The sequence below is a fragment of the Candidatus Poriferisocius sp. genome (genome assembly GCF_965219815.1).
Lineage (GTDB): Bacteria > Actinomycetota > Acidimicrobiia > Acidimicrobiales > Bin134 > Poriferisocius.
The window spans coordinates 2,106,873-2,129,462 of sequence record NZ_OZ244791.1 but is presented as its reverse complement, the minus strand read 5'-3'; the positions used below and the strand labels follow the sequence as shown (position 1 = coordinate 2,129,462).

Annotated in this window: 26 protein-coding genes; 6 read left to right on the top strand and 20 right to left on the bottom strand. The window is 65.6% G+C overall.

All coding sequences use genetic code 11. The features are described 5' to 3' along the window. Positions 1-2: 2 nt before the first annotated feature. From ACOQPI_RS10190 to ACOQPI_RS10175, 4 genes are read right to left on the bottom strand one after another with little or no spacing between them, the layout of a single operon-like run. The gene (locus tag ACOQPI_RS10190; protein WP_420619544.1) at positions 3-1,145 is read right to left on the bottom strand and encodes an acyl-CoA dehydrogenase family protein; all 1,143 of its coding nucleotides are present in this window, start codon (positions 1,143-1,145) and stop codon (positions 3-5) included. Between the two features lie 12 nt (positions 1,146-1,157). Next, the gene (locus ACOQPI_RS10185; protein ID WP_420619543.1) at positions 1,158-2,240 is read right to left on the bottom strand and encodes an NAD(P)H-dependent flavin oxidoreductase; all 1,083 of its coding nucleotides are present in this window, start codon (positions 2,238-2,240) and stop codon (positions 1,158-1,160) included. Positions 2,241-2,247: 7 nt separating this feature from the next. Then, a complete protein-coding gene (locus ACOQPI_RS10180) occupies positions 2,248-3,006 on the bottom strand; it encodes a CoA-transferase subunit beta (protein ID WP_420621021.1) in 759 nt (252 codons plus the stop codon). Between the two features lie 5 nt (positions 3,007-3,011). Beyond that, positions 3,012-3,866: a CoA transferase subunit A gene (locus ACOQPI_RS10175; RefSeq protein ID WP_420619542.1), complete on the bottom strand. Its 855-nt coding sequence runs from the start codon at positions 3,864-3,866 to the stop codon at positions 3,012-3,014. A 157-nt stretch (positions 3,867-4,023) separates the two neighbouring features. On the opposite strand from ACOQPI_RS10175, the gene ACOQPI_RS10170 reads away from it, so the two are divergent. After that, positions 4,024-4,812 (top strand): SDR family oxidoreductase, encoded by a 789-nt coding sequence (locus tag ACOQPI_RS10170; protein ID WP_420619541.1) that lies wholly within the window; start codon positions 4,024-4,026, stop codon positions 4,810-4,812. Between the two features lie 10 nt (positions 4,813-4,822). Then, the gene (locus ACOQPI_RS10165; protein WP_420619540.1) at positions 4,823-5,725 is read left to right on the top strand and encodes an MBL fold metallo-hydrolase; all 903 of its coding nucleotides are present in this window, start codon (positions 4,823-4,825) and stop codon (positions 5,723-5,725) included. A gap of 41 nt (positions 5,726-5,766) precedes the next feature. On the opposite strand, the gene ACOQPI_RS10160 is transcribed toward ACOQPI_RS10165, so the two are convergent. From ACOQPI_RS10160 to ACOQPI_RS10150, 3 genes are all read right to left on the bottom strand, one after another. Then, positions 5,767-6,237 carry a hypothetical protein gene (locus tag ACOQPI_RS10160; RefSeq protein WP_420619539.1) on the bottom strand — a complete coding sequence of 157 codons (471 nt, stop codon included), beginning with the start codon at positions 6,235-6,237 and terminating at the stop codon, positions 5,767-5,769. Positions 6,238-6,437: 200 nt separating this feature from the next. Beyond that, on the bottom strand, positions 6,438-7,307 hold the full coding sequence (locus ACOQPI_RS10155; RefSeq protein WP_420619538.1) for a hypothetical protein: 870 nt from the start codon (positions 7,305-7,307) through the stop codon (positions 6,438-6,440). 88 nt (positions 7,308-7,395) lie between these two features. Next, positions 7,396-8,535 carry a CaiB/BaiF CoA transferase family protein gene (locus ACOQPI_RS10150; RefSeq protein ID WP_420619537.1) on the bottom strand — a complete coding sequence of 380 codons (1,140 nt, stop codon included), beginning with the start codon at positions 8,533-8,535 and terminating at the stop codon, positions 7,396-7,398. 50 nt (positions 8,536-8,585) lie between these two features. Between ACOQPI_RS10150 and ACOQPI_RS10145 the strand changes: the two genes are divergently transcribed. Then, positions 8,586-9,404: an SDR family NAD(P)-dependent oxidoreductase gene (locus tag ACOQPI_RS10145; protein ID WP_420619536.1), complete on the top strand. Its 819-nt coding sequence runs from the start codon at positions 8,586-8,588 to the stop codon at positions 9,402-9,404. A 49-nt stretch (positions 9,405-9,453) separates the two neighbouring features. On the opposite strand, the gene ACOQPI_RS10140 is transcribed toward ACOQPI_RS10145, so the two are convergent. Genes ACOQPI_RS10140 through ACOQPI_RS10130 form a run of 3 tightly spaced genes read right to left on the bottom strand, consistent with a single transcriptional unit; the run spans position 9,454 to position 10,969 of the window. After that, positions 9,454-9,873, bottom strand: a complete 420-nt coding sequence (locus ACOQPI_RS10140; RefSeq protein WP_420619535.1) for a type II toxin-antitoxin system VapC family toxin — start codon at positions 9,871-9,873, stop codon at positions 9,454-9,456. Further along, positions 9,870-10,172, bottom strand: coding sequence for a type II toxin-antitoxin system Phd/YefM family antitoxin (locus ACOQPI_RS10135; RefSeq protein ID WP_420619534.1), 303 nt, complete (start codon positions 10,170-10,172; stop codon positions 9,870-9,872). The genes ACOQPI_RS10140 and ACOQPI_RS10135 overlap by 4 nt, the downstream gene beginning before the upstream one ends. Positions 10,173-10,222: 50 nt before the next feature. Beyond that, positions 10,223-10,969, bottom strand: a complete 747-nt coding sequence (locus ACOQPI_RS10130) for a tyrosine-protein phosphatase (protein WP_420619533.1) — start codon at positions 10,967-10,969, stop codon at positions 10,223-10,225. 59 nt (positions 10,970-11,028) lie between these two features. Here ACOQPI_RS10130 and ACOQPI_RS10125 point away from each other — a divergent pair, with 59 nt between their 5' ends. Further along, complete coding sequence (locus ACOQPI_RS10125; protein ID WP_420619532.1) at positions 11,029-11,367, top strand: hypothetical protein; 339 nt, start codon at positions 11,029-11,031, stop codon at positions 11,365-11,367. After that, positions 11,364-11,945: a Dabb family protein gene (locus ACOQPI_RS10120; RefSeq protein ID WP_420619531.1), complete on the top strand. Its 582-nt coding sequence runs from the start codon at positions 11,364-11,366 to the stop codon at positions 11,943-11,945. The genes ACOQPI_RS10125 and ACOQPI_RS10120 overlap by 4 nt, the downstream gene beginning before the upstream one ends. Here the strand turns inward: ACOQPI_RS10120 and ACOQPI_RS10115 are convergent. The 9 genes from ACOQPI_RS10115 to ACOQPI_RS10075 are packed head-to-tail and all read right to left on the bottom strand — an operon-like array spanning position 11,942 to position 20,091. Further along, on the bottom strand, positions 11,942-12,724 hold the full coding sequence (locus ACOQPI_RS10115; RefSeq protein ID WP_420619530.1) for an SDR family oxidoreductase: 783 nt from the start codon (positions 12,722-12,724) through the stop codon (positions 11,942-11,944). The two genes, ACOQPI_RS10120 and ACOQPI_RS10115, sit on opposite strands and share 4 nt — an antisense overlap. Further along, positions 12,721-13,614, bottom strand: coding sequence for an SDR family oxidoreductase (locus ACOQPI_RS10110; protein ID WP_420619529.1), 894 nt, complete (start codon positions 13,612-13,614; stop codon positions 12,721-12,723). Before ACOQPI_RS10110 ends, ACOQPI_RS10115 begins: the two co-directional genes overlap by 4 nt. Then, the gene (locus ACOQPI_RS10105) at positions 13,614-14,519 is read right to left on the bottom strand and encodes an SDR family NAD(P)-dependent oxidoreductase (RefSeq protein WP_420619528.1); all 906 of its coding nucleotides are present in this window, start codon (positions 14,517-14,519) and stop codon (positions 13,614-13,616) included. Before ACOQPI_RS10105 ends, ACOQPI_RS10110 begins: the two co-directional genes overlap by 1 nt. A gap of 11 nt (positions 14,520-14,530) precedes the next feature. Then, the gene (locus tag ACOQPI_RS10100; protein ID WP_420619527.1) at positions 14,531-15,154 is read right to left on the bottom strand and encodes a TlpA family protein disulfide reductase; all 624 of its coding nucleotides are present in this window, start codon (positions 15,152-15,154) and stop codon (positions 14,531-14,533) included. 20 nt (positions 15,155-15,174) lie between these two features. Then, positions 15,175-15,975: an SDR family NAD(P)-dependent oxidoreductase gene (locus ACOQPI_RS10095; protein WP_420619526.1), complete on the bottom strand. Its 801-nt coding sequence runs from the start codon at positions 15,973-15,975 to the stop codon at positions 15,175-15,177. A gap of 53 nt (positions 15,976-16,028) precedes the next feature. Beyond that, complete coding sequence (locus tag ACOQPI_RS10090; RefSeq protein WP_420619525.1) at positions 16,029-16,436, bottom strand: Zn-ribbon domain-containing OB-fold protein; 408 nt, start codon at positions 16,434-16,436, stop codon at positions 16,029-16,031. 5 nt (positions 16,437-16,441) lie between these two features. Continuing rightward, positions 16,442-17,620 (bottom strand): acetyl-CoA acetyltransferase, encoded by a 1,179-nt coding sequence (locus ACOQPI_RS10085; protein WP_420619524.1) that lies wholly within the window; start codon positions 17,618-17,620, stop codon positions 16,442-16,444. Further along, on the bottom strand, positions 17,621-18,862 hold the full coding sequence (locus ACOQPI_RS10080; RefSeq protein ID WP_420619523.1) for a CaiB/BaiF CoA transferase family protein: 1,242 nt from the start codon (positions 18,860-18,862) through the stop codon (positions 17,621-17,623). Further along, on the bottom strand, positions 18,862-20,091 hold the full coding sequence (locus tag ACOQPI_RS10075) for a CaiB/BaiF CoA transferase family protein (protein ID WP_420619522.1): 1,230 nt from the start codon (positions 20,089-20,091) through the stop codon (positions 18,862-18,864). The genes ACOQPI_RS10080 and ACOQPI_RS10075 overlap by 1 nt, the downstream gene beginning before the upstream one ends. An 85-nt stretch (positions 20,092-20,176) precedes the next feature. Between ACOQPI_RS10075 and ACOQPI_RS10070 the strand changes: the two genes are divergently transcribed. After that, positions 20,177-21,103, top strand: a complete 927-nt coding sequence (locus tag ACOQPI_RS10070; protein ID WP_420619521.1) for an NAD(P)-dependent oxidoreductase — start codon at positions 20,177-20,179, stop codon at positions 21,101-21,103. On the opposite strand, the gene ACOQPI_RS10065 is transcribed toward ACOQPI_RS10070, so the two are convergent. Beyond that, complete coding sequence (locus ACOQPI_RS10065) at positions 21,100-22,581, bottom strand: class I adenylate-forming enzyme family protein (RefSeq protein ID WP_420619520.1); 1,482 nt, start codon at positions 22,579-22,581, stop codon at positions 21,100-21,102. The two genes, ACOQPI_RS10070 and ACOQPI_RS10065, sit on opposite strands and share 4 nt — an antisense overlap. Positions 22,582-22,590 lie beyond the last annotated feature (9 nt).

The following is a 22,590-nucleotide window of genomic DNA, read 5'->3' as shown; positions in this document are numbered from 1 at the left end:
GTCTACCGCCTCGGAAGCCCTAGAACTCGCTCAGAGATGATGTTTCTCTGGATCTCGTTAGTGCCGGCGTAGATCGGGCCCGACAGTGCGAACACATAGCCGTCCATCCACGAGATGTCGGCCCGTTCCCCGTCACGGCCCAGCAGCCGCAGGGCGGTGGCGTGCAGCTCCACATCCAGCTCCGACCACAGCACCTTCATGAAGCTGGCCTCCGAGCCGATGGGGGCACCGCCCCGCAACCGGGCCTCGGTGGCATAGGTCTGCCAGCGATAGGCCTGGGCCCCCATCCAGGCGCTCACCACCTGATCCCGGCGGCCCAGGTCGGGCCCTTGGCTGTCGGCCTGCTCCTGGTAGAGGCCCACCAAACGGTCGGCCGCGGCCATAAACCGGCCCGGCGCCCGCAGGTTCAGCCCCCGCTCACTGCCGGTAGTGGCCATAGCCACGGCCCAGCCCTCGCCCTCGCCGCCCAGCAGGTAGCGCTCGTGTACCCGGGCGCCGTCGAAGAAAAGCTCAGCGAAACCGGGCTCGCCGTCCAGGCGACCGATGGCCCGGGCCTCGAGCCCCTCGGTATCGGCCGGAACCAGCAGATAGCTCAATCCGGCGTGCCGCTCGGAGTCGGGATCGGTGCGCACCAAACAGAAGAACCAGTCGGCGAATGCACCCCGAGAACACCAGGTTTTCTGGCCGTCGATCACAAAGTACTCGCCGTCGCGCTGCGCTTTGGTCTTGATCCCGGCCAGGTCGGAGCCGGCGTCGGGCTCCGACCAGCCCTGGGCCCAGATCTCGTCGCCCCGGGCCATGGGCCGCAGGAAGCGGTCCTGCTGTTCAGGCGTGCCGAAATCGAAGATGGTGGGGGCCAAAAGACTCACCCCGTTGGACGAAACCCGTCCCGGCGCCCCCGACGCCCAGTACTCCTCCTCGAAGATGAGCCACTCCACCAGCGACGCTTCCCGGCCGCCGTAGCGCTCAGGCCACGACACCACCGCCCACCCGGCGTCGAACAAGATGTGCTCCCAAGCCCGGTGCTCCTCGAAGCCGTCCGGGGTGTCCATGGAGGCCAGCGGCTCGCCTGGCACGTTCTCGGCCAACCAGGTGCGGGCCTCCTCCCGGAACTCCTCTTCCGTCGACGTGAACGACAGGTCCATCAGCGCAGAACTCTAGGGATCGTTCGGCGTTGGGCCCGAACCGGCCAGGCGGTCCAAGACCTCTACAGCTTCGGCGACGATGGAGTCGATGATCTCCTGGCAACTGGGGAGGGCGTCGATGCTGCCCACCACTTGGCCGGTGGGGAGGATGCCGACCTCGGGGTGGCCGTCGACCATGGCGGCCTTGGTCATCATGGGGGCGTTGGCTGCCATGGCCATCTGGGCCCAGGTGAGGTTGAGACTGCGGCGCATGGCCAATCCCTCGGACAGGAGCTGTCGGTAGCTCACCCCGGTGAGGGCTCGGAACTTGAGTGCGTTGCGGGCGGCCCGGATGAAAGACAGCGGTCCCGACCGCTCCAACCGGGAGATCACACTGGTGTTGATCACTCGCTGGGGAACGCCGTCTACTGCGGTGGTTACCACTGTGCCGGTGAGCTTGGTGTCGAGGTAAACGGCCTTCACGTGGTCGGGCACGTCGCTGTCGGACGACAGCAGAAAGCGGGTGCCCATGGCCACGCCGTCGGCCCCAAAGGCCAGGGCCGCGGCCAGCGAGCGGCCGTCCACCATGCCGCCGGCGGCGATGACCGGGATGTCCACGGTGTCGATCACCGCAGGTAGCAGCAGCGTTGTGGCGATGGGGCCAGTGTGGCCTCCGCCTTCGGCCCCTTGGGCGATCACCGCGTCGACTCCCCAAGCGGCCACCTTCTCGGCGTGGCGGGGCGCTCCGATGGTGGGCACCACTACTACTCCGGCGTCCTTCAGCTTCTTGACGATGGCCTCGCCGGGGGCCTGGGCGAAGCTGGCCACTGGGATTTGCGCCGCGATTATGTGGTCCACCCGGCGGTCGATGTCGGCGGCATCGGTGCGGAGGTTCACGCCGAAGGGCCGGTCGGTGGCCGCAGCCACCGCGTCGATGGTCTCGACCATCTGATCAAAGGTGAGCGGCGCGGCGGCAATGATGCCCAGGCCACCGGCGTTGGAGGTGGCTGCGGTCAGCCGGGCGCCTGATACCCAGCCCATTCCGGTTTGGATGATGGGGTACTCCACCCCGAACAGCTCGCACGCCCGGGTTTGGAGGCGAGGATCGGCGCTCATCAGAGGCTCAGCGGAACTCGGCTTTCCGGGCACCACCGGGATCGAGCACCTCGCGAATCAGGCGTAGCTCCTCGTCGGTGGGCAGCCGGGTCTCGGCCACGTCGTCGGCGCCGGCCAGCTCGAATGCCGTGGCCTCGATCACCTGCTCCACGGTCACACCGGGGTGGAGCGAGGCGATCCTCATGCGGCTGTCGTCGGTCTGGAAGTCGAAAACTCCCAGGTTGGACACCACCCGGCGCACCTCGTGGAAGCGGTTGCTCGGCGAGCCGAGCGCCCGCATCCGGTCGTACCCCGGCCCCGACACCACGTCCACTGAGGCCACAAACGAGCGGGTGGAGTGGTTGGGCACCCAGTAACTAGTGGTGTGGTTGACCAGGTTGCCCGGGGCGCCCCGCAAGCCGAGGAGCTGGGCTTTGGGCTGGCGGAAGTCGCCTATGGCGGCGATGTTCTGGTTGCCCCACTGGTCGATCTGGCTGGCCCCCATCAATACATGGCGCTTGCCCGACCACACGATGTCGAACACGGTGCGGTAGGGCACCCACGACTCCACCACCTTGGGGGCGTCGGGATCGCCCACCGGGAAGTCGTTGGCGGGCAGCACCGCTACGGTGTCGGTGTACACCAGATCGGGCTCGAAGGTGGCCCGGGCCAAGCGGCCGCCCACGATGGGCACGGTGCCGATGGGGTTGCACAGGATCTCGCCGTCACCCCGGAAGGCCTCGGCACAGGCCACTACACAGATCTCGTCGATGGTTGCTTCGGTGATGCTGCTCATGACCGGGCCTCCAGCGCCTTCAAGTAGTCCGCATGGGAGGGAGCGTCTAGGTAAGTTGCACGGAATGCCTCCCACGCCTCGGGGTCGCGGGCGGTGGCGGCGTACTCCCGCTGGAAGGCCTCGTCGCGCCCGTAGTCGGGAGGGCACTCGGTGAAGTGCGCCCCTCGCGGGGCCTCCACCACGCCGTCGGTGAAGATGCGCTGGATGCGAAGCGTGTGTACCGATCCCTCGTCGAGAAGGCTCTCGGTGGGCACGATCTTCTCGGTGCTCAGGTAGGTCTTGTCGGCGGCCATGGCAAACAGGTCGTCGAAGTACAGGTCGGGCCCCAAGAACTGGCCGTTGCCGGCGGCGTCGGCCCGGTTCATGTGGATCAACGCGGCGTCGAGCTTGAAGGCGGGGATGGCCACCAGCTCCTCCCCGTCGTCATAGGGCGAGGTCACCGTGCGCAGCTCGGGGTTCATCATCAGCATGTCGGAGCCCAGACCGGCCCGGGTGGGATAGAACGGAACCCGGTGTGAGGCGGCCAGAAGCCCCAGGTAGAAGGCGCCCTCGTCCAGTTCGGTGAACTCGATGGCCCCGCTCTGGCGGGCCTGGCGGAAGTGGGGCTCCAGTGGGATGGAGTCCAGCGATACAAACCCGTACACCGCCCGGCGCACCTTGCCCGCCGCGCACAGCAGCCCGATGTCGGGTCCTCCGTAGGCCACCAGGGTGAGGTCTTTCAGATCGGAGCGCAGAATGGCCCGTACCAGCGACATGGGCTTGCGCCGGGATCCCCAGCCGCCGATGCCGATGGTCATCCCGTCCTTGAGCTCGGAGACGACTTCGTCTTCGGTCATCCGCTTGTCGACCATGGCGGCGACGATAGCCCGCTCCTGTGACCCGGCCCACACTGGCAGAACAGGTCCCGCCCACCCCGTGCCCGACACAGTCGGTGCAGGTTTGCTGGCAGAACAGCCTCCTTCGGCGCGGTCATGGTCCCAGCAGCCTCCATAAGGCACACTGGCAGCAATGGATGACCTCGATTTCACCGGCAAGACCGCCATCATCACCGGCGGCACCAAGGGGCTGGGCCGGGGGATGGCCACCCGCTTCCTGGCTGCGGGTGCCGATGTGGTGATCTGCGCCCGCCGCCCGCCGGAGGAGCCGGTGGCCTCCGATGGCCGAGAGGCACGGTTCGTGGCCGCCGACGTGCGGGATCCCGAGCAGATCGCCGGCGTGGTGGAGGCTGCCGTGGAACACACCGGGCGGGTCGACACCCTCATCAACAACGCCGGCGGCGCTCCCCCGGCCGAATCGGCCACGGTGTCACCCCGGTTCAACGAGAAGATCGTGGCCTTGAACCTGATGGCCCCAATGGCGTTCAGCCAGGCCGTGTATCCCGTGATGCAGAACCAGGACAGCGGCGGGGTGATCCTCAACATCTCGTCTGTATCGGGCATCCGGCCCAACCCCATGGGGATCGCCTATGGGGCGGCCAAGGCCGGGCTGTTGAACCTGAGCGAGACGCTGGCGGTGGAGTGGGGGCCCAAGATCCGGGTGCTGACAGTAACGGTGGGGCTGATTGTGACCGAAGACGCCTATCTCTACTACGGCGACGAGGCGGGTATCGCCGCGGTGGGCGAGACCATCGCTTTGGGCCGCATGGGCCAGCCCGACGACGTGGCCGACGTGTGCCTGTTCTTGGCCTCGCCCATGGCCCGGTGGATGTCGGGGGCCAACATCAAGGTTCACGGCGGGGGCGAGAAGCCCGCCTACCTGGGCGTATCCACCGGCGAGGTGGCCGCTGAGGAAGGCTGACTGCCCTGCCATGGCGGTGAGCATCCCGTTTGTGACCGAGCCGGAGGTGGACTACGGCGCGGTGGTGGAGATGGCCCCCGGCCTCCGCCGAGTGGTGGCCAACAACCCCGGCAAGTTCACTTACCGGGGTACCGGCACCTACATAGTGGGCCAGGGCCGGGTGGCCATAGTCGATCCCGGCCCAGACGATGCCGACCACATCGAAGCCGTCCTGGCCGCGGTGGACGATGAGCAGGTAGAAGCCCTGCTCATCACCCACACCCACCGGGATCACTCACCCGCGTCACAGGCGGTGGCCGAGGCCACCGGTGCTCCGGCCTACGGCTTCGGCCCCCATCCGCCTGCCGATGACGACGACGGCAAGAGCGAAGAGAGGGGCGATCTCCGCTTCGTCCCCGACGCGGCGGTGGTCCACGGGGATGTGGTGGAGGGACCGGGTTGGAGCTTCGAGTGCCTGTACACCCCGGGCCACATCTCCAACCACATTGCCTACCGCTGGCGGGAAGCGGCCGGAGTGTTCACCGGCGATCACATCATGGGCTGGTCCACCACCATCGTCCCCCCGCCCGACGGCAACATGACCGACTACCTGGCCAGCCTGAGGCTCTTGGCCGAGTACCCCGACGACCGGGTGTACTGGCCCACCCACGGCCCGCCGGTCAACGAGCCCCACGCTCTCGTGGAAGCCCTCTATGCCCACCGCCTGGACCGGGAGCGCCAAATCCTGGAGTGCCTGGCCACCGGGCCGCAGACCATCACCGAGATGGTGAGGGTGATGTACGCCGATGTGGCCCCCGAGCTGCACGAGCCCGCTGCCCGCTCGGTGCTGGCCCATCTCATCGCCATGACAGGCGACGGCCGGGTAAGCACCGACGGCGAGGCCACCCCCGAGGCGGTGTACTACCGGGAATAAGAAAACGGTGAGCGCTGCCAGCGCACCGTCGGGCTGTTCAACTAGGAAACGCTCGTTGAAGGCTCGTTCAAGTAGCAAGCAGCCAGAGCCGACGCCACCTCGTCTTGCGCCTCCCCGAATCCTTCTCCTGTGTCGACCACCATCGCGTCCCTCACGACGTCCCGCAGCCCTTCAACTGAGATTTGGGAGGCGATGCATTCGGCTAGTTCCATCGGCTCACCCTCTGCCACTAAGACGTTGACCACAAAGTTCCGCCAGTCGACGCAACCCAAAGACAGGTTCTCAAGGTCGAACGCCTCACGATCGGAGAGGTCGAACCAGTCCCCGAATACGAATAAACCCGGTTGTTGGTATGCCTCGGCAAACGATTCTGAGTTGAGTCCCAGTTCGCCAAGCCGTTCGTCAGTGAAGACAGTGAATGCTCCCTCGGCCAGGCAAGTGATCTCCTCGCGCGTCATGAAGGCGGTGACTAGTTCGTCTTCCAAGACCAGCTTGGCAAACGTGTCGGCCAACTCCTGCCTAGGGGCTTCAACCGCCTCAGTGGGTTGGACCGCGGGAACCTGGGTTGCCGAAACGGACGGTGCGCTGTCCTCGCCTTCGCTCGAGCAGGCCGCGCCCATAAGGGAAACAAGGAGAATCGGAATGATCCAGCGCTGGAGCAATTTTCAGATCCCCCGTCAGCCGATTTCTTCGGTGGTAATCCAGTTCACGACTACTGGAGGCTAGACGACCCACCCATCGACTCAATTTCTTCGGGGGTCAGGCATCGGTTTTGGAGTGCCTGAAGCTCACCCATCATCTCCAAGACTGCTTCTTCGTCTTCGGGATCTGGGCCTTCGAGCATCATCTCGACCAGCTCATCGGGCAATCCGTCGGCAACGCAGCGGGCGCTCGGCTCGGAAAGGCCATCCTGGATGAACGTTTCAAAGAGCATGTCTCGAACATTGAGACAAGCTTGCAACGCCCCCATTGCCTCCGATTGGGCGATCCCGAGATCATCCTCTGACTGGGAGATCAACCCGCTCTCCACCGAAGAGCGAATCGACTCATCAGAGAGCTCGGATGCAATGCAATTGGCCTGGTCCGCCGGAATGCCCTCCAGGGTGATTGCCGAAGCGATGACGGTTCGCCAGTCCATGCATTGCAAAGACAGGTCCACTACTTGTGATGCCTCACTGTCGGTGATGTCGTAGTCATCGCCCAAGGCAAAAGTGCCTCTGTCGGTATACGCCTCGATCACGCGTGTGCCAGTAATGCCCAGTTCGCCGAGCCGATCGTTGGAGAAGACACCGGCGATGCTGTCGCCCAAACAACGGACCTGGTCTTCGGTCACGGCGGCTGGGCGCTCGTCGTCTTCCAACATCGCAGTGAAGATCGCGTCGGCTAGCTCCTGCTGAGCGGTCGAGAGTCCGTCTTCGGCTTCCGTCGGCTCCGGTGCAGGGGTTTGGGCAGGCTGAGTCGTCTCAGCAGAAGGGGGTTCGGTAGCCGCCACCGAAGGAGCGCTGTCCTCGCTGTCGCTGGAGCAGGCCGCGGCGACGAAGCACGCCAAGACCAACGGCAAAAGCAGTCTCAAGATGGGCATGATGGCATCCTCTTTCCAATCACCATCTACGACGCCCCAACGGTACTTACGGTTCCACCAAAAACGGCGAAATTACCGGTACGCCATTTCAAGCCACGGCGCCCGACGTCCGGAGCGTGGCCACCTCCTCGGCGGAAAACCCCAACTCGGCAAGCACCGCATCAGTGTCGGCCCCTGCCGGTTGCGATGCTGTGGCGGGCTCGGAGGGGGTGCCTTCAAATCGGGGAGCGGGCCGGGGCTGGGTGACCCCGCCGAACTGGAAGAACGAATCGCGGGCCATGGCGTGGGGATGGGCCGGGGTCTGGCCCATGGTCAGCACCGGGGTGACGCAGGCATCGGTGCCATCGAATACGGCCACCCACTCGTCCTGGGTGCGGGTGGCGATGATCTCCCCCACTCGCTGCTTCATCTCCGGCCACCGGTCCCGGTCCATCTGGTCGGGCAAATCGTCGGCGTCGGCCAGGCCGATCCCGGCCATGAACTCGGCGTGGAACTGGGGCTCGATGGCCCCCACAGCCAGCCATTTGCCGTCGGCAGTGCCGTACACCTCGTAGAAGTAGGCCCCGGAGTCCAAAAAGTTGGCCCCGTATTCGTCGGTCCAGAATCCGCTGGCGTGGGCTGCGTACAGGGGAGACAGCAGGTAGGCGGCGCCGTCCACCATGGCGGCGTCAACCACCTGGCCGTGACCACCCCTCGCCACTTCCAACAGTGCGGCCACCATGCCCAGCACCAAGAACACCGAGCCGCCCCCGAAATCGCCGATGAGGTTGAGGGGCACCGACGGTGGCTGTCCTGTCCGCCCGATGTGGGCCAGCGGCCCGGCCAATGAGATGTAGTTGATGTCGTGGCCGGCCCGGTCGGCCAATGGCCCGGATTGGCCCCAACCGGTCATCCGTCCGTAGACCAGTTTGGGATTGCGGGCCAGACATGCATCGGGGCCGACGCCGAGGCGCTCGGCCACACCGGCCCGGAAGCCTTCGAATAGCCCGTCGGACGACTCGACCAGACGGAGCACTGCTTCCACTCCTTCGGGCTGTTTCAAGTCGAAGGCCACGGTGCGTTTACCCCGCTCCATGGGACCCGATTGCGAGGCCACCGGGTTCCCCGAGCCGCCCACCCGGTCGACCCGGATGACCTCGGCACCCATGTCCGACAGCATCATGCCGGCGAACGGAGTGGGGCCGATGCCGGCCAACTCGATGATGCGCATTCCCTTAAGCGGACCCATGGCCCTACGGTATGCCTGCGAGTCGGAGCAACCGAAAGGCAGAGACCCAGATGAGCGCTACCGAACGAAAGACCGCTCTGGTCACTGGAGCCAGCCGGGGCATCGGAAAAGCCAGCGCCATCGCCCTGGCCCAGGCCGGGTTCGACGTGGCTGTGTCGGCCCGAACCCTGGTGGACGGAGCCGGCCGCGACATGTACGACCCCAACCTCGCCATTCCCGGCGGACTCGACACCACGGTGGCCGCCATCGAGGCCGAGGGCCAACAGGGAGTGGCGTTCACCATGGACTTGTTGGACCGAGAAAGCGTCACGGCATGCATCGATGGGGCGCTGGAGCACTTCGGCCATCTCGATGTGCTGGTGAACAACGCCATCTACCAGGGCAAAGTGAGCATGACCCCGTTCCTGGACCTGGAAGAGCCCGAGGTTCACAAGCTGTTCGAGGGAAACGTGTTCGCCCAGATGGCGATCACTGAGCGGGTGCTGGCCGCGATGGTGGGGCAGGGCTCCGGAACCATCGTGAACATGATCTCGGCCTCGGCCTACACCGACCCGCCCGGCCCCATCGGCAAGGGCGGCTGGGGCATGGCCTACGCCATGAGCAAGGGTGCGTTCACCCGCATGACCCCGCACATCCACGTGGAGCACGGCCCCGACGGCATCCGCTGCTTCAGCATCGACCCCGGTTATGTGATCACCGAGGCCGCCCGGGCCCGCAACACCGCAGGATCGTTCCCCTACCCCGGCGGCGAGCCGGCCACCATCGGAGCGGTGGTGGCCTGGCTGGCCACATCCCCCGAGGCCGACGAGCATTTGGGCGGCATCGTGTACGCCCAAAGCGAGTTCAAAAAGCGAGGCCTGTCGGCGTGAGAGCGGTACGCCACACGCCCGAATCGTGATGAAAGAGCAGCACTTCTCCCTAGCCTGATGGGTCAACCAGAGAGATCAAGCGGGTTTGGTGAGCCCAGTCGATGATTTGGGTGTCGGTGGTTGCCAGGGTCATGCCGGCCAGCATGGCGGTGGCCACGATCAGCTGGTCGGCTGGGTCGCGGTGGAACCCGGAGTTCATCAAGAGAACTGACTCCACGGCCACATCGCCGTCAATGGGAACCTCTCTTAGTCCCGCCTGCAGGCGCTCTCGGCGCCACAAGGAAGGATGGCAGCCCAAGTCGATGCGCTCATGGTGGTGGAGGCGCGTGGTCTCCATGAATGTGGCGGCCGAGACGACCACCCCGCCTTCAGGGAGCACAGTTTCAACCTCTGATTTGAATGAACTGCTGATTCCTGGACTGTCGGCGACCAACCTCAGCAAGACGTTGGTATCCAGCAGAATGCTCACACGTGTTCCTCAGGATTGAGGAATCGCTCTGGGTGAGAGATGACTTCCCAATCTTCTAGGGGGATAGCCGGCTCGGCATCGATATCGGACAGAATCCGAAGCTGGCCCTTGCACGACCCCACCAACCTGGGCTCTTCTTGTCTGAACGGGCTGATACGCACCACAGGGCGGCGGTGTTTGGTAACCACGATCTCCGCTCCGGTCTCCTGCACTTCATCCATTAGGCGAAGGCAGTTGGTCTTGAACTCTCCAGCAGGCACAATGCGCTCTCCTGACTGTGTTCCCCCAGGTGTATCCATGTCATCATCATAGCCATATTAATATGACTATGATCCAGCGATTTTAGAGATCAGACCAAGAAGGATGCCCGCAAGCGTTCGATGGTTTGGGGCTTGACTCCAAACTCGAGGGCGTAACCCTCAAGACCGCCCCACCGGTCGTCGACGATGTCTAGTAGCTCGGTAATGGCGCTGATGGGGGCATTGGTTATGTCGTCGGGCAGCTTCGCCCACACTTTGGCCATATCGGGCAACTCGGCCAGGGACCGTTCTCGGATTGCCGGCACCGCGGGAGCGGTGGCCGCGTAGTCGCCCACTATGTCTTGGCGACTTACCCCGGCCAATCCCAGAATCATCGCAGCCAGACAGCCAGTGCGATCTTTGCCGGCCATACAGAAAAAGGCAGTCGGCCACTGATCGGGATCGGCCACCACTTCGATTGCCGCGGCAAACCGCTCTCCCCCGCTGCTGATCATGTTCTCGTAGAGCTGGCCAAACGAGCGGCTCGCTAAGTCGGGATCGGGGCGCTCATAGGTGTGCATGGTTCGGTCGGTGGTGCCCACGTGGTGCTCGACGATGCCCAAGGTCGGGTCGAGCACCCCAACCCGCTCCCGCTCGTCGTTTGCCCGTAAATCCACGGCGGTGCGGACACCCAATCGGCTGGCAACTACCTCGGCGTCAGCCGGGCTGAGGCGGTGCAGCGAGTCGGCTCGAAAAAGCATGCCCCACTTGGTGGTCCCGCCCAATGAGCTGGCGTAGCCGCCCATGTCTCGGAAGTTCACGCACCCTTCCAGAGGGATGCGCCGCTGATGGTTCATTGCTCCAATTTCCCGTCTTCCCTCCGGCCCGCAATCTAGGACACCACTAGCGTGAGGGCGTGGTCGGGAAGATACACGTCTTGGACGAGTTGACCGTCGAGCCCGGACGGCTAGACGAGGTGCGTCGGCTGATGACGGAGGGCTACATGGCGGGGGCCAAAGCGCGGGGCATGACGCTGGAGCAGACGTGGCTGACGCCGCCGATTGAGCTGTTCGACCAGCCCAACACCCTGGTGTACTTGTGGTCGGTGCCTGATGCAGCGGCGTGGTGGGCGATGCGGGGGGCCGCCGGACGAGATCCCTCCGTGGCCGGGTTCTGGGCCGAGGTGGACTCCTGCTGCGTGGTCCGACAGCGGCGGTTCTTGGTGGATGATTCCCCCGCTGAGGAGGGGCGATGAGCCGCAAGCTGGCGCTGGTGACACTGGTTGAAGGAGCGGACCCCGGCCGGGTGACCGAACTGGAGATGGCCGCGGTACTAGGCCGGCATCTGCCGGGAACGGTGGGCGGCGGCCACTACACATGGGACGGTATCGACGACCCGATCCCACCCGGTTTCGAGGACGTGGCTGACATCGACCTTGTTGAGCTCTCACCCATCGACGGTTCGCTGGCCGATCCCGATTTCGCCGGCGAGATCAAGCGCACCCTCCTGCTTCGGGTTGAGCCCGATGCCCCAGTCGATTCGGTGTCTGCGTTCGAGCGCGATCTCATGGCCATGCCCGACCACATCCCGGCCATCGTGAACTGGACCCTCAGCCGAGTTATCGGCCCATCGGGTACCCGGTGGACCCATAGCTGGGAGCAGGAGTACTACACCCTTGAAGGGCTCAAGGTGGACTACATGATGAGTCCCCACCACTGGGGCCTCATCGACGGCTGGTTCGACCCCGAAAGCCCCCAGCAGATCGTGGACCTCGATCTGGCCCACGTCTATCACCCCACCGACCGCTCTGTTCTGGCCGCTGCTCTCGTTTAGGGGTGCTGGGAGCTGACCGAGACGATCTCCCCGGTCATGTACGTCGAGTAGTCGCTGGCCAGAAACACCATCACGTTGGCCACTTCCCACGGCTCAGCGGCCCGGTCGAACGCCTCCAGCGAGATCAAGCTGTCGAGGAATTCTTGGCTGGATGTCTTGGCCAAGAATGGGTGCATGGCCAGGCTGGGCGCCACACAGTTGACTCGGATCCCGGTCTCGGCCGCTTCAATGGCCGCACAGCGGGTGAGCGCCATTACCCCGGCTTTGGCCGCGGCGTAGTGGCTCTGGCCGGCTTGGGCCCGCCAACCCATCACCGACGCGTTGTTGACGATGACCCCCGAGCCCCGGGGCATCATGTGGCGCAGCGCCGCCCGGGTGGTTCGCATGGTGCCGTTGAGGGTGACATCAATCACCACCTGCCACTGCTCGTCGGTCATGTCCACCAGATTGGCGGTGCCCCCCAAGCCGGCGTTGTTGATCATCACGTCCACGTGGCCCAACTCGTCCACCGCAGCATCGATAAGGGCTTGGACCTCCTCCTCCACCGTCACATTGCACAGTTGGGTGGCGGGACGAATATCGAACTCCTCGGCCAAGCGGTTGGCGGCCTCGTCCAAACGCCGCCCATGGATGTCGCTGATAAGCACCCGGGCACCCTCGGCGACGCACCGCCGAGCGGCGGCGAAGCCGAGACCGGTGCCTGCCGCGGCGGTCACTACTACGGTCTTGCCCTCCAGCAGCCCCCGGCCGGGGGGCTCGGCGGGAACTTCCCGGCTCACGGCGAAACCGGAGCGGGGGGCAGATTCTTCATGGCCTCGGCCAAATCAGCGATGGTCCACTCCCGCTCGTCATCAAGGAAGTCCTGGCGCAGCCACGGGGTGTACCACCGGACATCCCCGCCTTTGGCCATGAACACCCGCCCGGTCACCTCGCAGTCGGCCGTGGCCAGCCACCCCACTACCGGCGCGGGATGGAAGGGGTGGTACACGTCGAACCCCTCGGCGGGCTTGGCCACCATCTCGGCCACACCCGGCACCCCCTCAGTCATTCGGGTGCGGCCCGCGGGGGTCACGCAGTTCACCCGCACGCCGTAGCGGCCCAATTCCTGGGCGATGATCACCGTCATGCCGGCGATGGCCGATTTGGCCGCGCCGTAGTTCGACTGGCCCACCTGGCCGATCAGCCCCGATGTGGAGCTGATGTTGATCACCGACGCGTTCACCGCCTCCCCGGCCTTGGTCTGGTCTCGCCACCAGCCGGCGCACACCCGGGTCATGCAGAACGTCGTCTTGAGGTGGCCGCGGATCACCGAGTCCCAGTCGTCCTCGCTCATGGAGGCAAACATCTTGTCCCGCAGGATGCCGGCGTTGTTCACCAGCACATCCACCCCGCCGAAGGCATCGAGCGTTTGGGCCAAGAGCGACTCGGCCCCGGACATCTCGGCCACGTCGTCTCCATTGGCCACTGCTGTGCCTCCTGCCGCGGTGATCTCGTCTACCACCGACTGAGCCACCTCCGGATCGGCGCCAGTACCGTCGGCGGCGCAACCCAGATCGTTAGCCACTACCTTGGCCCCTTCGGCGGCGAATAGCAGGGCGTAGTGGCGACCGATGCCCCGCCCGGCGCCCGTAATGACGGCGATTCGCCCCTCGAGCGCGCCGCCCGACATCAGCTGCCGCCCTGTGAGGCCTGGCGCTGCGCGGCCTGCGCCTCCAAAAGGGCCATGGTGGGGTGCTCCTCAATGCCGATGGTGCGGGGCAACGACTCCTCGATCCCCTTTGGTGTCCAACTGCTCTCGGGGGCGTACATGGAGCGAACCTCGCCAAACTGAGCCCATACCGATATGCGGGGACCGACCACGGTGTACACCTGGGCAGTGATGTCCCGGGCTACGTCGCTTAGCAAGTAGACGGCCAATGGGGCAACGTCTTCGGGGGCTCCGGCCTCGATCTCGAACGGGACGTTCTCCGACATGCGGGTCTTGGCGCTGGGGGCGATGCAGTTGGCGTTGATCCCATAGCGCTTAAGAGCCAGCGCCGCGCTCTTGGTCAACGAGATGATGCCCCCCTTGGCCGACGCGTAGTTGCACTGGGAGGTGGAACCGGTGAACGCCCCCGAGGTGATCCCCACCAGTGACCCCCCGGTCTCCTGCTTGCGCATGATGGCCGAGGCGTGTTTGTAAACGGTGAAGTGGCCCTTGAGGTGCACCCGGATCACATCGTCGAACTCTTCTTCGGTCATGTTGAAGATCATCCGCTCCCGCAGGATGCCAGCCACGCACACCGCGCCGTCGATAGATCCCCAGGTGTCCACCGCAGCTTGGACCGCGGCCGCGCCGCCCACCATGGTGCTGATGTCAGAGGCCAATGCCAGAGCAGTGCCGCCCGCCGACTCAATCTCGGCCACCACCGCATCGGCCACCTCCGACGACGGGTCCGAGCCGTCCAGCGACACGCCGTAGTCGGCCACCACCACATTGGCGCCGGCGGCGGCACAGCCCATGGCGATGGCCCGGCCGATGCCGTTGCCCGCGCCGGTGACGACGATGTTTTTGCCTTCGAGATATCCAGTCACGGGGGGAAACCCTATCCTTCGGCTTCGGCCAATAGTAGGTTGAAGTGCCTGGTCAGAATTTCTGGGGGAATACGACCGCTTCCCCTAGACGCCAACGTTCCGTCACTGAACACCAAGACCCAAAACGGTGTGCCTGCCTGCCCGAGGGCGGCGGCAATCTCGTTGTCGGCACTGTCCACCAAAACGGGGAACGGCCAATCTTCATCGGCCAGCCATTGGCTGGGCGGGTAATTGTCCCTGCTGGAGTCCACTAGCGTGACCACGCTGATCAGGTCGACTCCGTCGGGAAGTTCGTTTCCTGCTGCAAGCCAGCCGGTGTACTCAACGACTTCTCCCTGACAAGCCGGGCACCAGTGAGCCAAGAACAAGAAGACTGCTGGACGCTCACCCGGAGTCCAGGAAAACGGCGTACCGTCGATGGCTGAACCTGAGAGCCCAGGCACTGGACGACCGATTGCCGGATCAGAAGCTGGAGTAGGTCCTACCGGCCCTAGAGGCTGTCCGACGGTCTGCACTGGGGCAACCTCGACTGCCTCTGGGCCAGCATCGTCGTCGTTGCCACCGCAGGCAGCTGCCATCAAGAGAGCAGCGGCGACCAGCGCCGCAATGCGGCGGACGCAGTGTTTGGATTTCATGATCACAGGCTACGGGCTGGCTACAGCGGCATCACCACGCCGCCATTGGGCCGCATGGTCTGGCCGGTGACGAACCTTCCGGCCTCGGAACAGAGATAGAGAATGGCGTAGGCGATGTCGTTGGGGTCGCCCACATAACCCAAAGGGTTCATCTGGGCGATGGTGTCGAAGTGGTTCCTCTGGCGCTCGGGGTCCACCTTGCCGTCGTCATCCAGAAAGTGGCGGTCGTAGATGGGGGTCTCTATGGAGCCAGGTGCCACTGCGTTCACCCGGATGGGAGCCATCTCCACCGCCGCGGTACGGGTGATCATCTTCACCGCCGCCTTGGTGAGGGCGTACACCGAGATCATCGGCGCGGGCATATCAGCCCCGGCCGATGACAGGTTGACGATAGACCCCGATTTCTGGTCGGCCATGGCCCTGCCCGCCGCCGCAGTGCCCCAATAGACGCCCTTGATGTTCACGTTCATCACCCGGTCGAGCTGCTCGGGGGTGGTGTCCACGATCAGGCTGTCGGTGATGATCCCCGCGTTGTTCACCATGATGTCCAGCCGTCCATGCCGATTCACCGCATCGGCTACCAGAGCATCCACCGCAGCCTTGTCACTCACATCTGTCGGCACCGCCGACCAACTGGCTCCCAACTCGTCCAGCGCCCCGCCGGTCTCTCCCATCCCGTCGGCATCAACATCCCCCAGCACCACCGAGGCTCCAGCCTTGGCCAGCGTCACCGCCGTGCCCCGGCCGATCCCCGAAGCCGCCCCCGTGACCACCGCCACCCGGTCGGAAATATCAAACGCAGCAATGATGTCGTCGTGCATAGCCCCATCATGGCCCCTGCCGAATGGGGATCAGGAACCGTACTTGGGATGCGTCAGGCAGGTTCCCAGAAGACCATGGCGTGGGTTTCGTCGTAGGTGCGGGCGTAGGCGGTAACGGGCATTCCGATCTCGACGGTTTCGGGGTCGATGCCGGTGAGGCCGCCGAACATTCTCACTCCCTCGGGGAGGTCGATCATGGCCAGCACATAGGGCAGTTCGGCGAAGGCGGGGACGCCGTATTGGCGGACCACGGTGTAGGTGTAGACGGTGCCAGTGCCCGCTGCCTCCATCCACTCGGGCTCGGCGCCGCAGGCGGTGCATATTGCTCGGGGATAGTGCTGGCGGTGGCCGCATTCCGGGCACTGCTGGATGAGCAAGCGGCCCTCAGCGGCGGCGGCGAAAAACTCTCCGTACTCGCCCTCGCCGGCGGGGACCGGTCCCTGCCATTCAAGATCGCGCACAACCCTCATGACGGCCGGTCCTTGCCCAATATGACGGTGGCGATGGCCGACAGCCAGCCGCCGGAGCCGCAGGCCAGGGCCAACTCCGCGTCGGGCACCTGGGCCTCGCCAGCGTCGCCCCTGAGCTGGCGCACCGATTCGATCAGCAAGAAGATGCCCCGCATTCCCGGATGGTTGGACGACAGGCCCCCGCCGTCGGTGTTGGTGGGCATCGAGCCGCCCCGGCGCAGGTGGCCCTCTTCCACATAGGCGCCGCCCTCTCCCCGACCGCAGAAGCCCAAGCCCTCCAGCATGAGCATCACAGTGATGGTGAAGCTGTCGTAGAGCTGGGCGGTGTCGATATCAGCCGGCGTCACCCCCGCTTGGCCCATCGCCTCTGGTCCGCACACCGCGGCACCCATCTCGGTGAAGTCGGGCATCTGATGAATGTTCCAGTGGGTCTGGGTGCCCGCCGCGCCCAACACATAGATCGGGGGCTGGCTCAGGTCCCGGGCGACCTCCTCGGTGGTCATCACCAGCGCCCCGCCCCCGTCGGTGATTACGCAGCAGTCCAGCTTGTGCAGCGGATCGGCGATCATGCGGCTGTTCAACACGTCTTCCACGGTGATGGGGTCGCGGTAGCGGGCATCAGGGTTGAGTCCGGCGAACTCCCGGACCCCCACGGCGATCTCGGCCAATTGCTCCGAGGTGGTGCCGAACTCGTGCATGTGGCGGCGGGCGGCCAGGGCATAGGCCCCCACCAGGGGCAATCCGTAGGGGGTGGCCATCTGCATGGCTCCGGTCACCGGCTGAGCGTCGCGCTGGAAACCGCCAGTGCCCAGCACCCGGCCCATACGGGTGAGCTGGTCGGAGCCATAGGTGATCAGCACGGTGTCGCATAGCCCCTCCCGGATGGCGGTGGCAGCGTGCTGCACGTGGAACTCAAACGAGGAGCCCCCCACCATGGTCCCGTCGATGTATCGGTGGTTCACCCCTAGGTACTCGGCCATGGACACGGCGTCGTCGCCCGCTGCCGGCCCGCCGCCGCTGGTGCTCACATATCCGTCGATGGCCGACTTGGCGATGCCGCAGTCGGCAATGGCACGACGGGCGGCCAGCGCATGGTGCTGCACCGAGTTCAGGTACGGCACCACCGGATAGTCGCTCAGGCCGATGCCGCAGATGACGGGGTGTCGGGAAGGCATCTAGGCCAGAGCCTCAATGATGGAGTTGTGCTCGCCGATATGGGGGGCGCGGTGCCGGATGCGGTAGGGGGACTTGGGGGCAATGTACGGCGCTCCCAGATAGGTGAAGCTGCGGCCCAAGTCCTCGTGCTCCACCTCGACGGGGAAGCCTCGCTCTTGGAAGTGGGGGTCGGCCAGCACTTCTTCGGGCGAATAGATGATGCCCACCGCCAGCCCCCGCTCTTGGGCGCCGATGAAGAACTCGTAGGCGGTGATGTTCTCGGAGATGAACCGGACTGCCTCTCGGGCGGCCCCGAACATGGCGGTCACCTCGGGATCCTGGCCCACCTGGGAGAGATGCAGATCCTCTTCGAGTTGCGCGCCCATCTCCAAGAAGAAGAACTCTTCAAATTGGTCTTTCAACCCCAGACTCTCCATCCACTCCACTACCACGGCAAAGTCCCGGGCCGAGCGGGGTGGGAAGCCGGTGTTCACGTCGATGCCGTCCGCCGACAGTGCCCTGGTGAACGTGGTGGGCTCGATGGCCGCGTGCCGCCCGGTCTGGCGCTGCACCTCGTCGCCAGCCACCAGCCACTGCACCGAGCCGAACTCGGTGGTCACGTTGGCGGCCGCGTGCATGCTGACGTCCACGAACTGGCCCCGACCAGTGCTGTCTCGGGCCAACAGCGCGGTCTGGGCGGAGAGCACTGCGAACACCGAGCCGGTCTGGTACCCCTGGTTGCCGCCGCCCCGCTGAGGTGGGATGGCATGGTCGTCGTAACCGCAGCTCCACACCGGCCCGCCCCCGGCCAGCACGGTCAGGTCGATGCTCTCTTCTTGGGACCGCGGTCCGCTGCGGCCAAACGGCGTTAGCGATACCCAGATCAACTCGGGGTGGTCAGCCCGCAGCACATCGTGGTCGATGCCCAAGTCGGCCAGTCGACCAGGGCGCTCGGATTCCAGCACCACATCTGCGGTGGCAACCAGCGAGCGGAACCGGTTTCGATCGTCTTCATCCCCTAGATCCAGGGTCACGCCCAGCTTGGAGGCGTTGTAGTGCCACCACCAAAGGCTGCGCTCGGGATCGGGCTCGTCGTGCAGAAACGGCTCAAATCCCCGGGTGTGGTGACCATCGGGAGGCTCAACCACAATGACCTCGGCACCCATCCCCGCCAGTAGCAACCCGGCATACGCCGACGCTTCACCGGCCAACTCCACCACTCGGATTCCGGCCAGAGCGCCGGGCAGGTCGTTCCCCGTCATCAGATCACCCCCTCCGCAGCCAGGTCGGCCAGCTCGGCATCTGAATGGCCGAGCAGGCCCCCGAGAATCTGGCGGTTGTGCTGGCCCAGCAGGGGTCCTCCCCGTTCCAGCACCCAGTCGGTTTCCGAGAAATGGGCGGGGATGCCGTCCACTCTCACCCGGCCCATCTCTCCGTGGGTAACGGTGGGCCACAAACCCCAGGCTTCGGTATTGGGGTCGTTGTCGATTCGGTCCTCCGGCTTGGCCACCCCGGCGGCGGGCACGCCGACGGCTTGCAGCTCGGCCGCCGCCTTGAACCGATCCCGACCCGAACTCCAGGTCCGCACGGCTTCGTCCAACTCGTCCTCATAGGCCAGTCGCCCGGCCAGGTCGTCGAACCGCTGGTCGTTGATGCCCATAACCCCGGCGATGGCCTGCCAATCGCGGTCGTCTCGGGCGGCCAGGGCCAGCCACGCGTCGTGCCCGTCGGCCTCATAGATGCCGTGGGGGGCCATGGCCGGGAACTGGCTGCGGTTGCTATAGGGCATGCCGTCGCGCCGCAGAGGCCGTCCGTTCACGGTGTAGTCCAATGCCACCGGTCCGAGCATGGTGGCCCCGGCATCGGTGCAGGACATGTCGATCCATTGGCCCTCGCCGGTGCGGCTGCGGTGGATGAGCCCGGCCATGATGGCCATGGCCATGAAGTTCCCGCCGTGGTGGTCCATATAGGAGTAGCCCCACCCGGCCGAGGGCATGTCGGGGAGCCCGGAGGTGAAGGTGAGCCCGCAGCAGGCCTGCACGATCGGGCCCCACGTCTTGTACTTGCGATAGGGGCCGATGTGGCCGAACCCGCAGTTGGACACGTACAAGATGTCGGGCTTGATCTCCTTCAGACGGTCATAACCAAATCCCAGGCGCTCCAGCACTCCGGCGGCGAAGTTCTCGGTGACGGCGTCGCTCACCGCGATGATCTCGGCCAGCAGCTCTTTGCCCCGCTCGGTGCGGAGGTTGAGCGTGACCCCCAGCTTCTCCACATTGTGGTTGTTGAAGCACCCGCCGAACTCATGGCCCCGGCGGTCGTCCACGAACGGGGACGTTCCCCGGAGCACATCCCATTTGCCGAGGCGCACGGGATCCTCAATGCGGATGATCTCGGCCCCGAAGGCGGCCATCCACCGGGTCGCCCCTGCTCCGGCCAGCTGTCCGGTGAAGTCGCAGATGCGAATGTGGGACAAAGCCTCAGATTTCACGGCCCGACCTTATGCGGTCGCACCCAGGGGAATCCGAGCCGGGAATCGCCGACGGCCCCGCCCGCCGTTCCCTAGGCTCCTCCCCGTGCGAGTGCTACACCACATGGAAGACGGGCGGCTCGACCCGATCATCGCCCGATTCGACACCGTGGAGTTCGTATGCGTGCCCCGTCAGGGCGACATCCCCGACGATGCGTCCGGCGATGTTCTGCTCACCATCCCCCGGGGCTATCCCAACTTGGCCGAGCTGCTCGATCGGGGGGTGGAGTGGGTACACGTGACCAGTACCGGGATCGACGGGTTCCCCCTTGAGCTGCTGGGCGACCGGGTGATGACCTGCTCACGGGGGGCCTCAGCTATCGGCATCTCCGAGTGGTGCCTGGCCATGATGCTGACCTTCGAAAAAGACCTGCCCAATGTGTGGCTCAAAAGCCCGCCTGAGCGGTGGTTCACCGCTGATTTGGGGGCGCTCTACGGCAAGACCCTGGGCCTCATCGGCCTGGGCGGCATCGGCACCGCGGTGGCCCGCCGGGCCCTGGCCTTCGATATGACGGTGTTGGCTTTGCGACGCACCGCGGCGCCTTCGCCTCTAGTTGGGGTGCAGATCGTCACCTCGTTGGACGAGCTGTTGGAGCGCTCCGATCACATCGTGGTGGCCGCTCCGGCCACCGCCGCCACCCATCACCTCTTGGATGCCGACACCCTGGCCAAAGCCAAGCCGGGCGCGCACATCATCAACATCGCCCGGGGCGACCTCATCGACCAAGACGCCCTGCGGGCTGCGCTGGACCGCGGGCATATCGCCCGGGCATCGCTGGACACGGTAGAGCCCGAACCCCTCCCCGAGGGCCACTGGCTGTACGACCACCCCCAAGTCCGGCTCAGCGCCCATGTGTCCTGGTGCATGCCTGAATCCTGGGACTTCCTCATGGCCCCCTTCGCCGACAATCTTCAGCGCCGCTTGGACGGGCAAACCCTGGAGGGAATCGTCAACCCCAACGAGGAGTACTAGCCGTCGGTTGACAACACTGCCGCCACCACCTCGCGGCGGCGGACTTGGCCGGTTGCCGGAGTGCGGGGGATGGCGTCCACGGTCTCGATGCGGCGGGGGTGCTTGAACCGGGCCAGGCGGTTGCTCAGGTGGGCTTGCACTGCATCGGGAGTGGGCCGGGCAACGCCCGACGCCAGCACGAACACGGCACACACCACTTCGCCCCAGCGATCGTCGGGAATGCCCACCACCGCCACTTCGGCAGCACCGGGGAAATCAGCCAGATGGCCTTCAACCTCAGCAGGCGACACCGTCTCGCCACCGGTGCGAATCACGTCTTTGACCCGCCCGACGATGGCGTAGAAGCCGTCGCCGTCCACCTCGGCCAGATCGCCGGTGCGGAACCAGCCGTCTTCGGTGAATGCCTCAGCGGTGGCGTCAGGATTGTCGAAATATCCGTCGAACATGAACGGTGACCGAGTCTGGAGCTCTCCCTGGTGGAGGCGCACCTCCGCACCGGTGTGGGCCTGACCGCAGCTCCCCGGCCGGGACTCCATGTCGGCGTCGTCCAGCATCGTGACCGAGCCGGCCTCAGTGGAGCCGTAAAAGACCCGCCGATGGGCGTTGGGGAACGCGGCCTTCAGGTCGGCCAGCAGCTCGGGTGGGGTGGCCGAGGTGCCGGAAGTGGCGAATCGGAGCGAGGCCAGGTCTTGATGCCGGTTGGCTTCCAGCACTCGGCGCCACACCGCCGGGATGCAGTTCATGTAGGCCCCTTGGTGATGCTGAACCGCATCGATCAACACATCGGCGTCGGCCCGGTCGGTGAACACCACCAGCCCCCGGGCCTGCCAGACCTGAAGGGCGATGGTCCATGCCCCCATGTGGAACATCGGGAACATGCACACCGTGGCCCCCCTCGGCTCCAGCAGCGCCGGGGTACGAGTGCGCAGCCAGTTGCACCGGTGCGACAGCACCACCCCCTTGGACTTCCCGGTGCTGCCGCTGGTGAAGAACACCACATGAGGATCGCTCTCCCCCACCTGCGATGGCACCGGTGCCGCGGCCGACCCTGACTGGGCCTCGGCAACCAGGTCGAGCCCGGGACCGGTGCCTCCCAACCGCAAAAGGGGCACCCCCACCGCGTCGGCGACTGCCTGCCCCGCCTCGGCATGTTCAGAATCGACCACCAGCAGCCGGGGTCGGGCCAGGCCCACCATCTCGGCTGCCTCCTCGGGCGACAGCCGGGCGTTGGCCGGGGCGAACACCGCCCCCGCCTGGGCTAGAGCCACAAACAGGGACACCGACGCCAGGTTGTTGTCGCTCCAGGTGACCACCCGGTCGCCCCGACTCACCCCGAGTCCGGCCAGCACACGGCTCATTTGATTGGCCTGTCGGCCTAACTCCCCGTAGGTGAGCACTTGCCCGTCCAGCGCCGCTGCCGGGCGATGCGGCACGGTCGCAGCCGCGTTGTTGAACACCGAGCCGATCACCAACTCCATCGCCGGGCA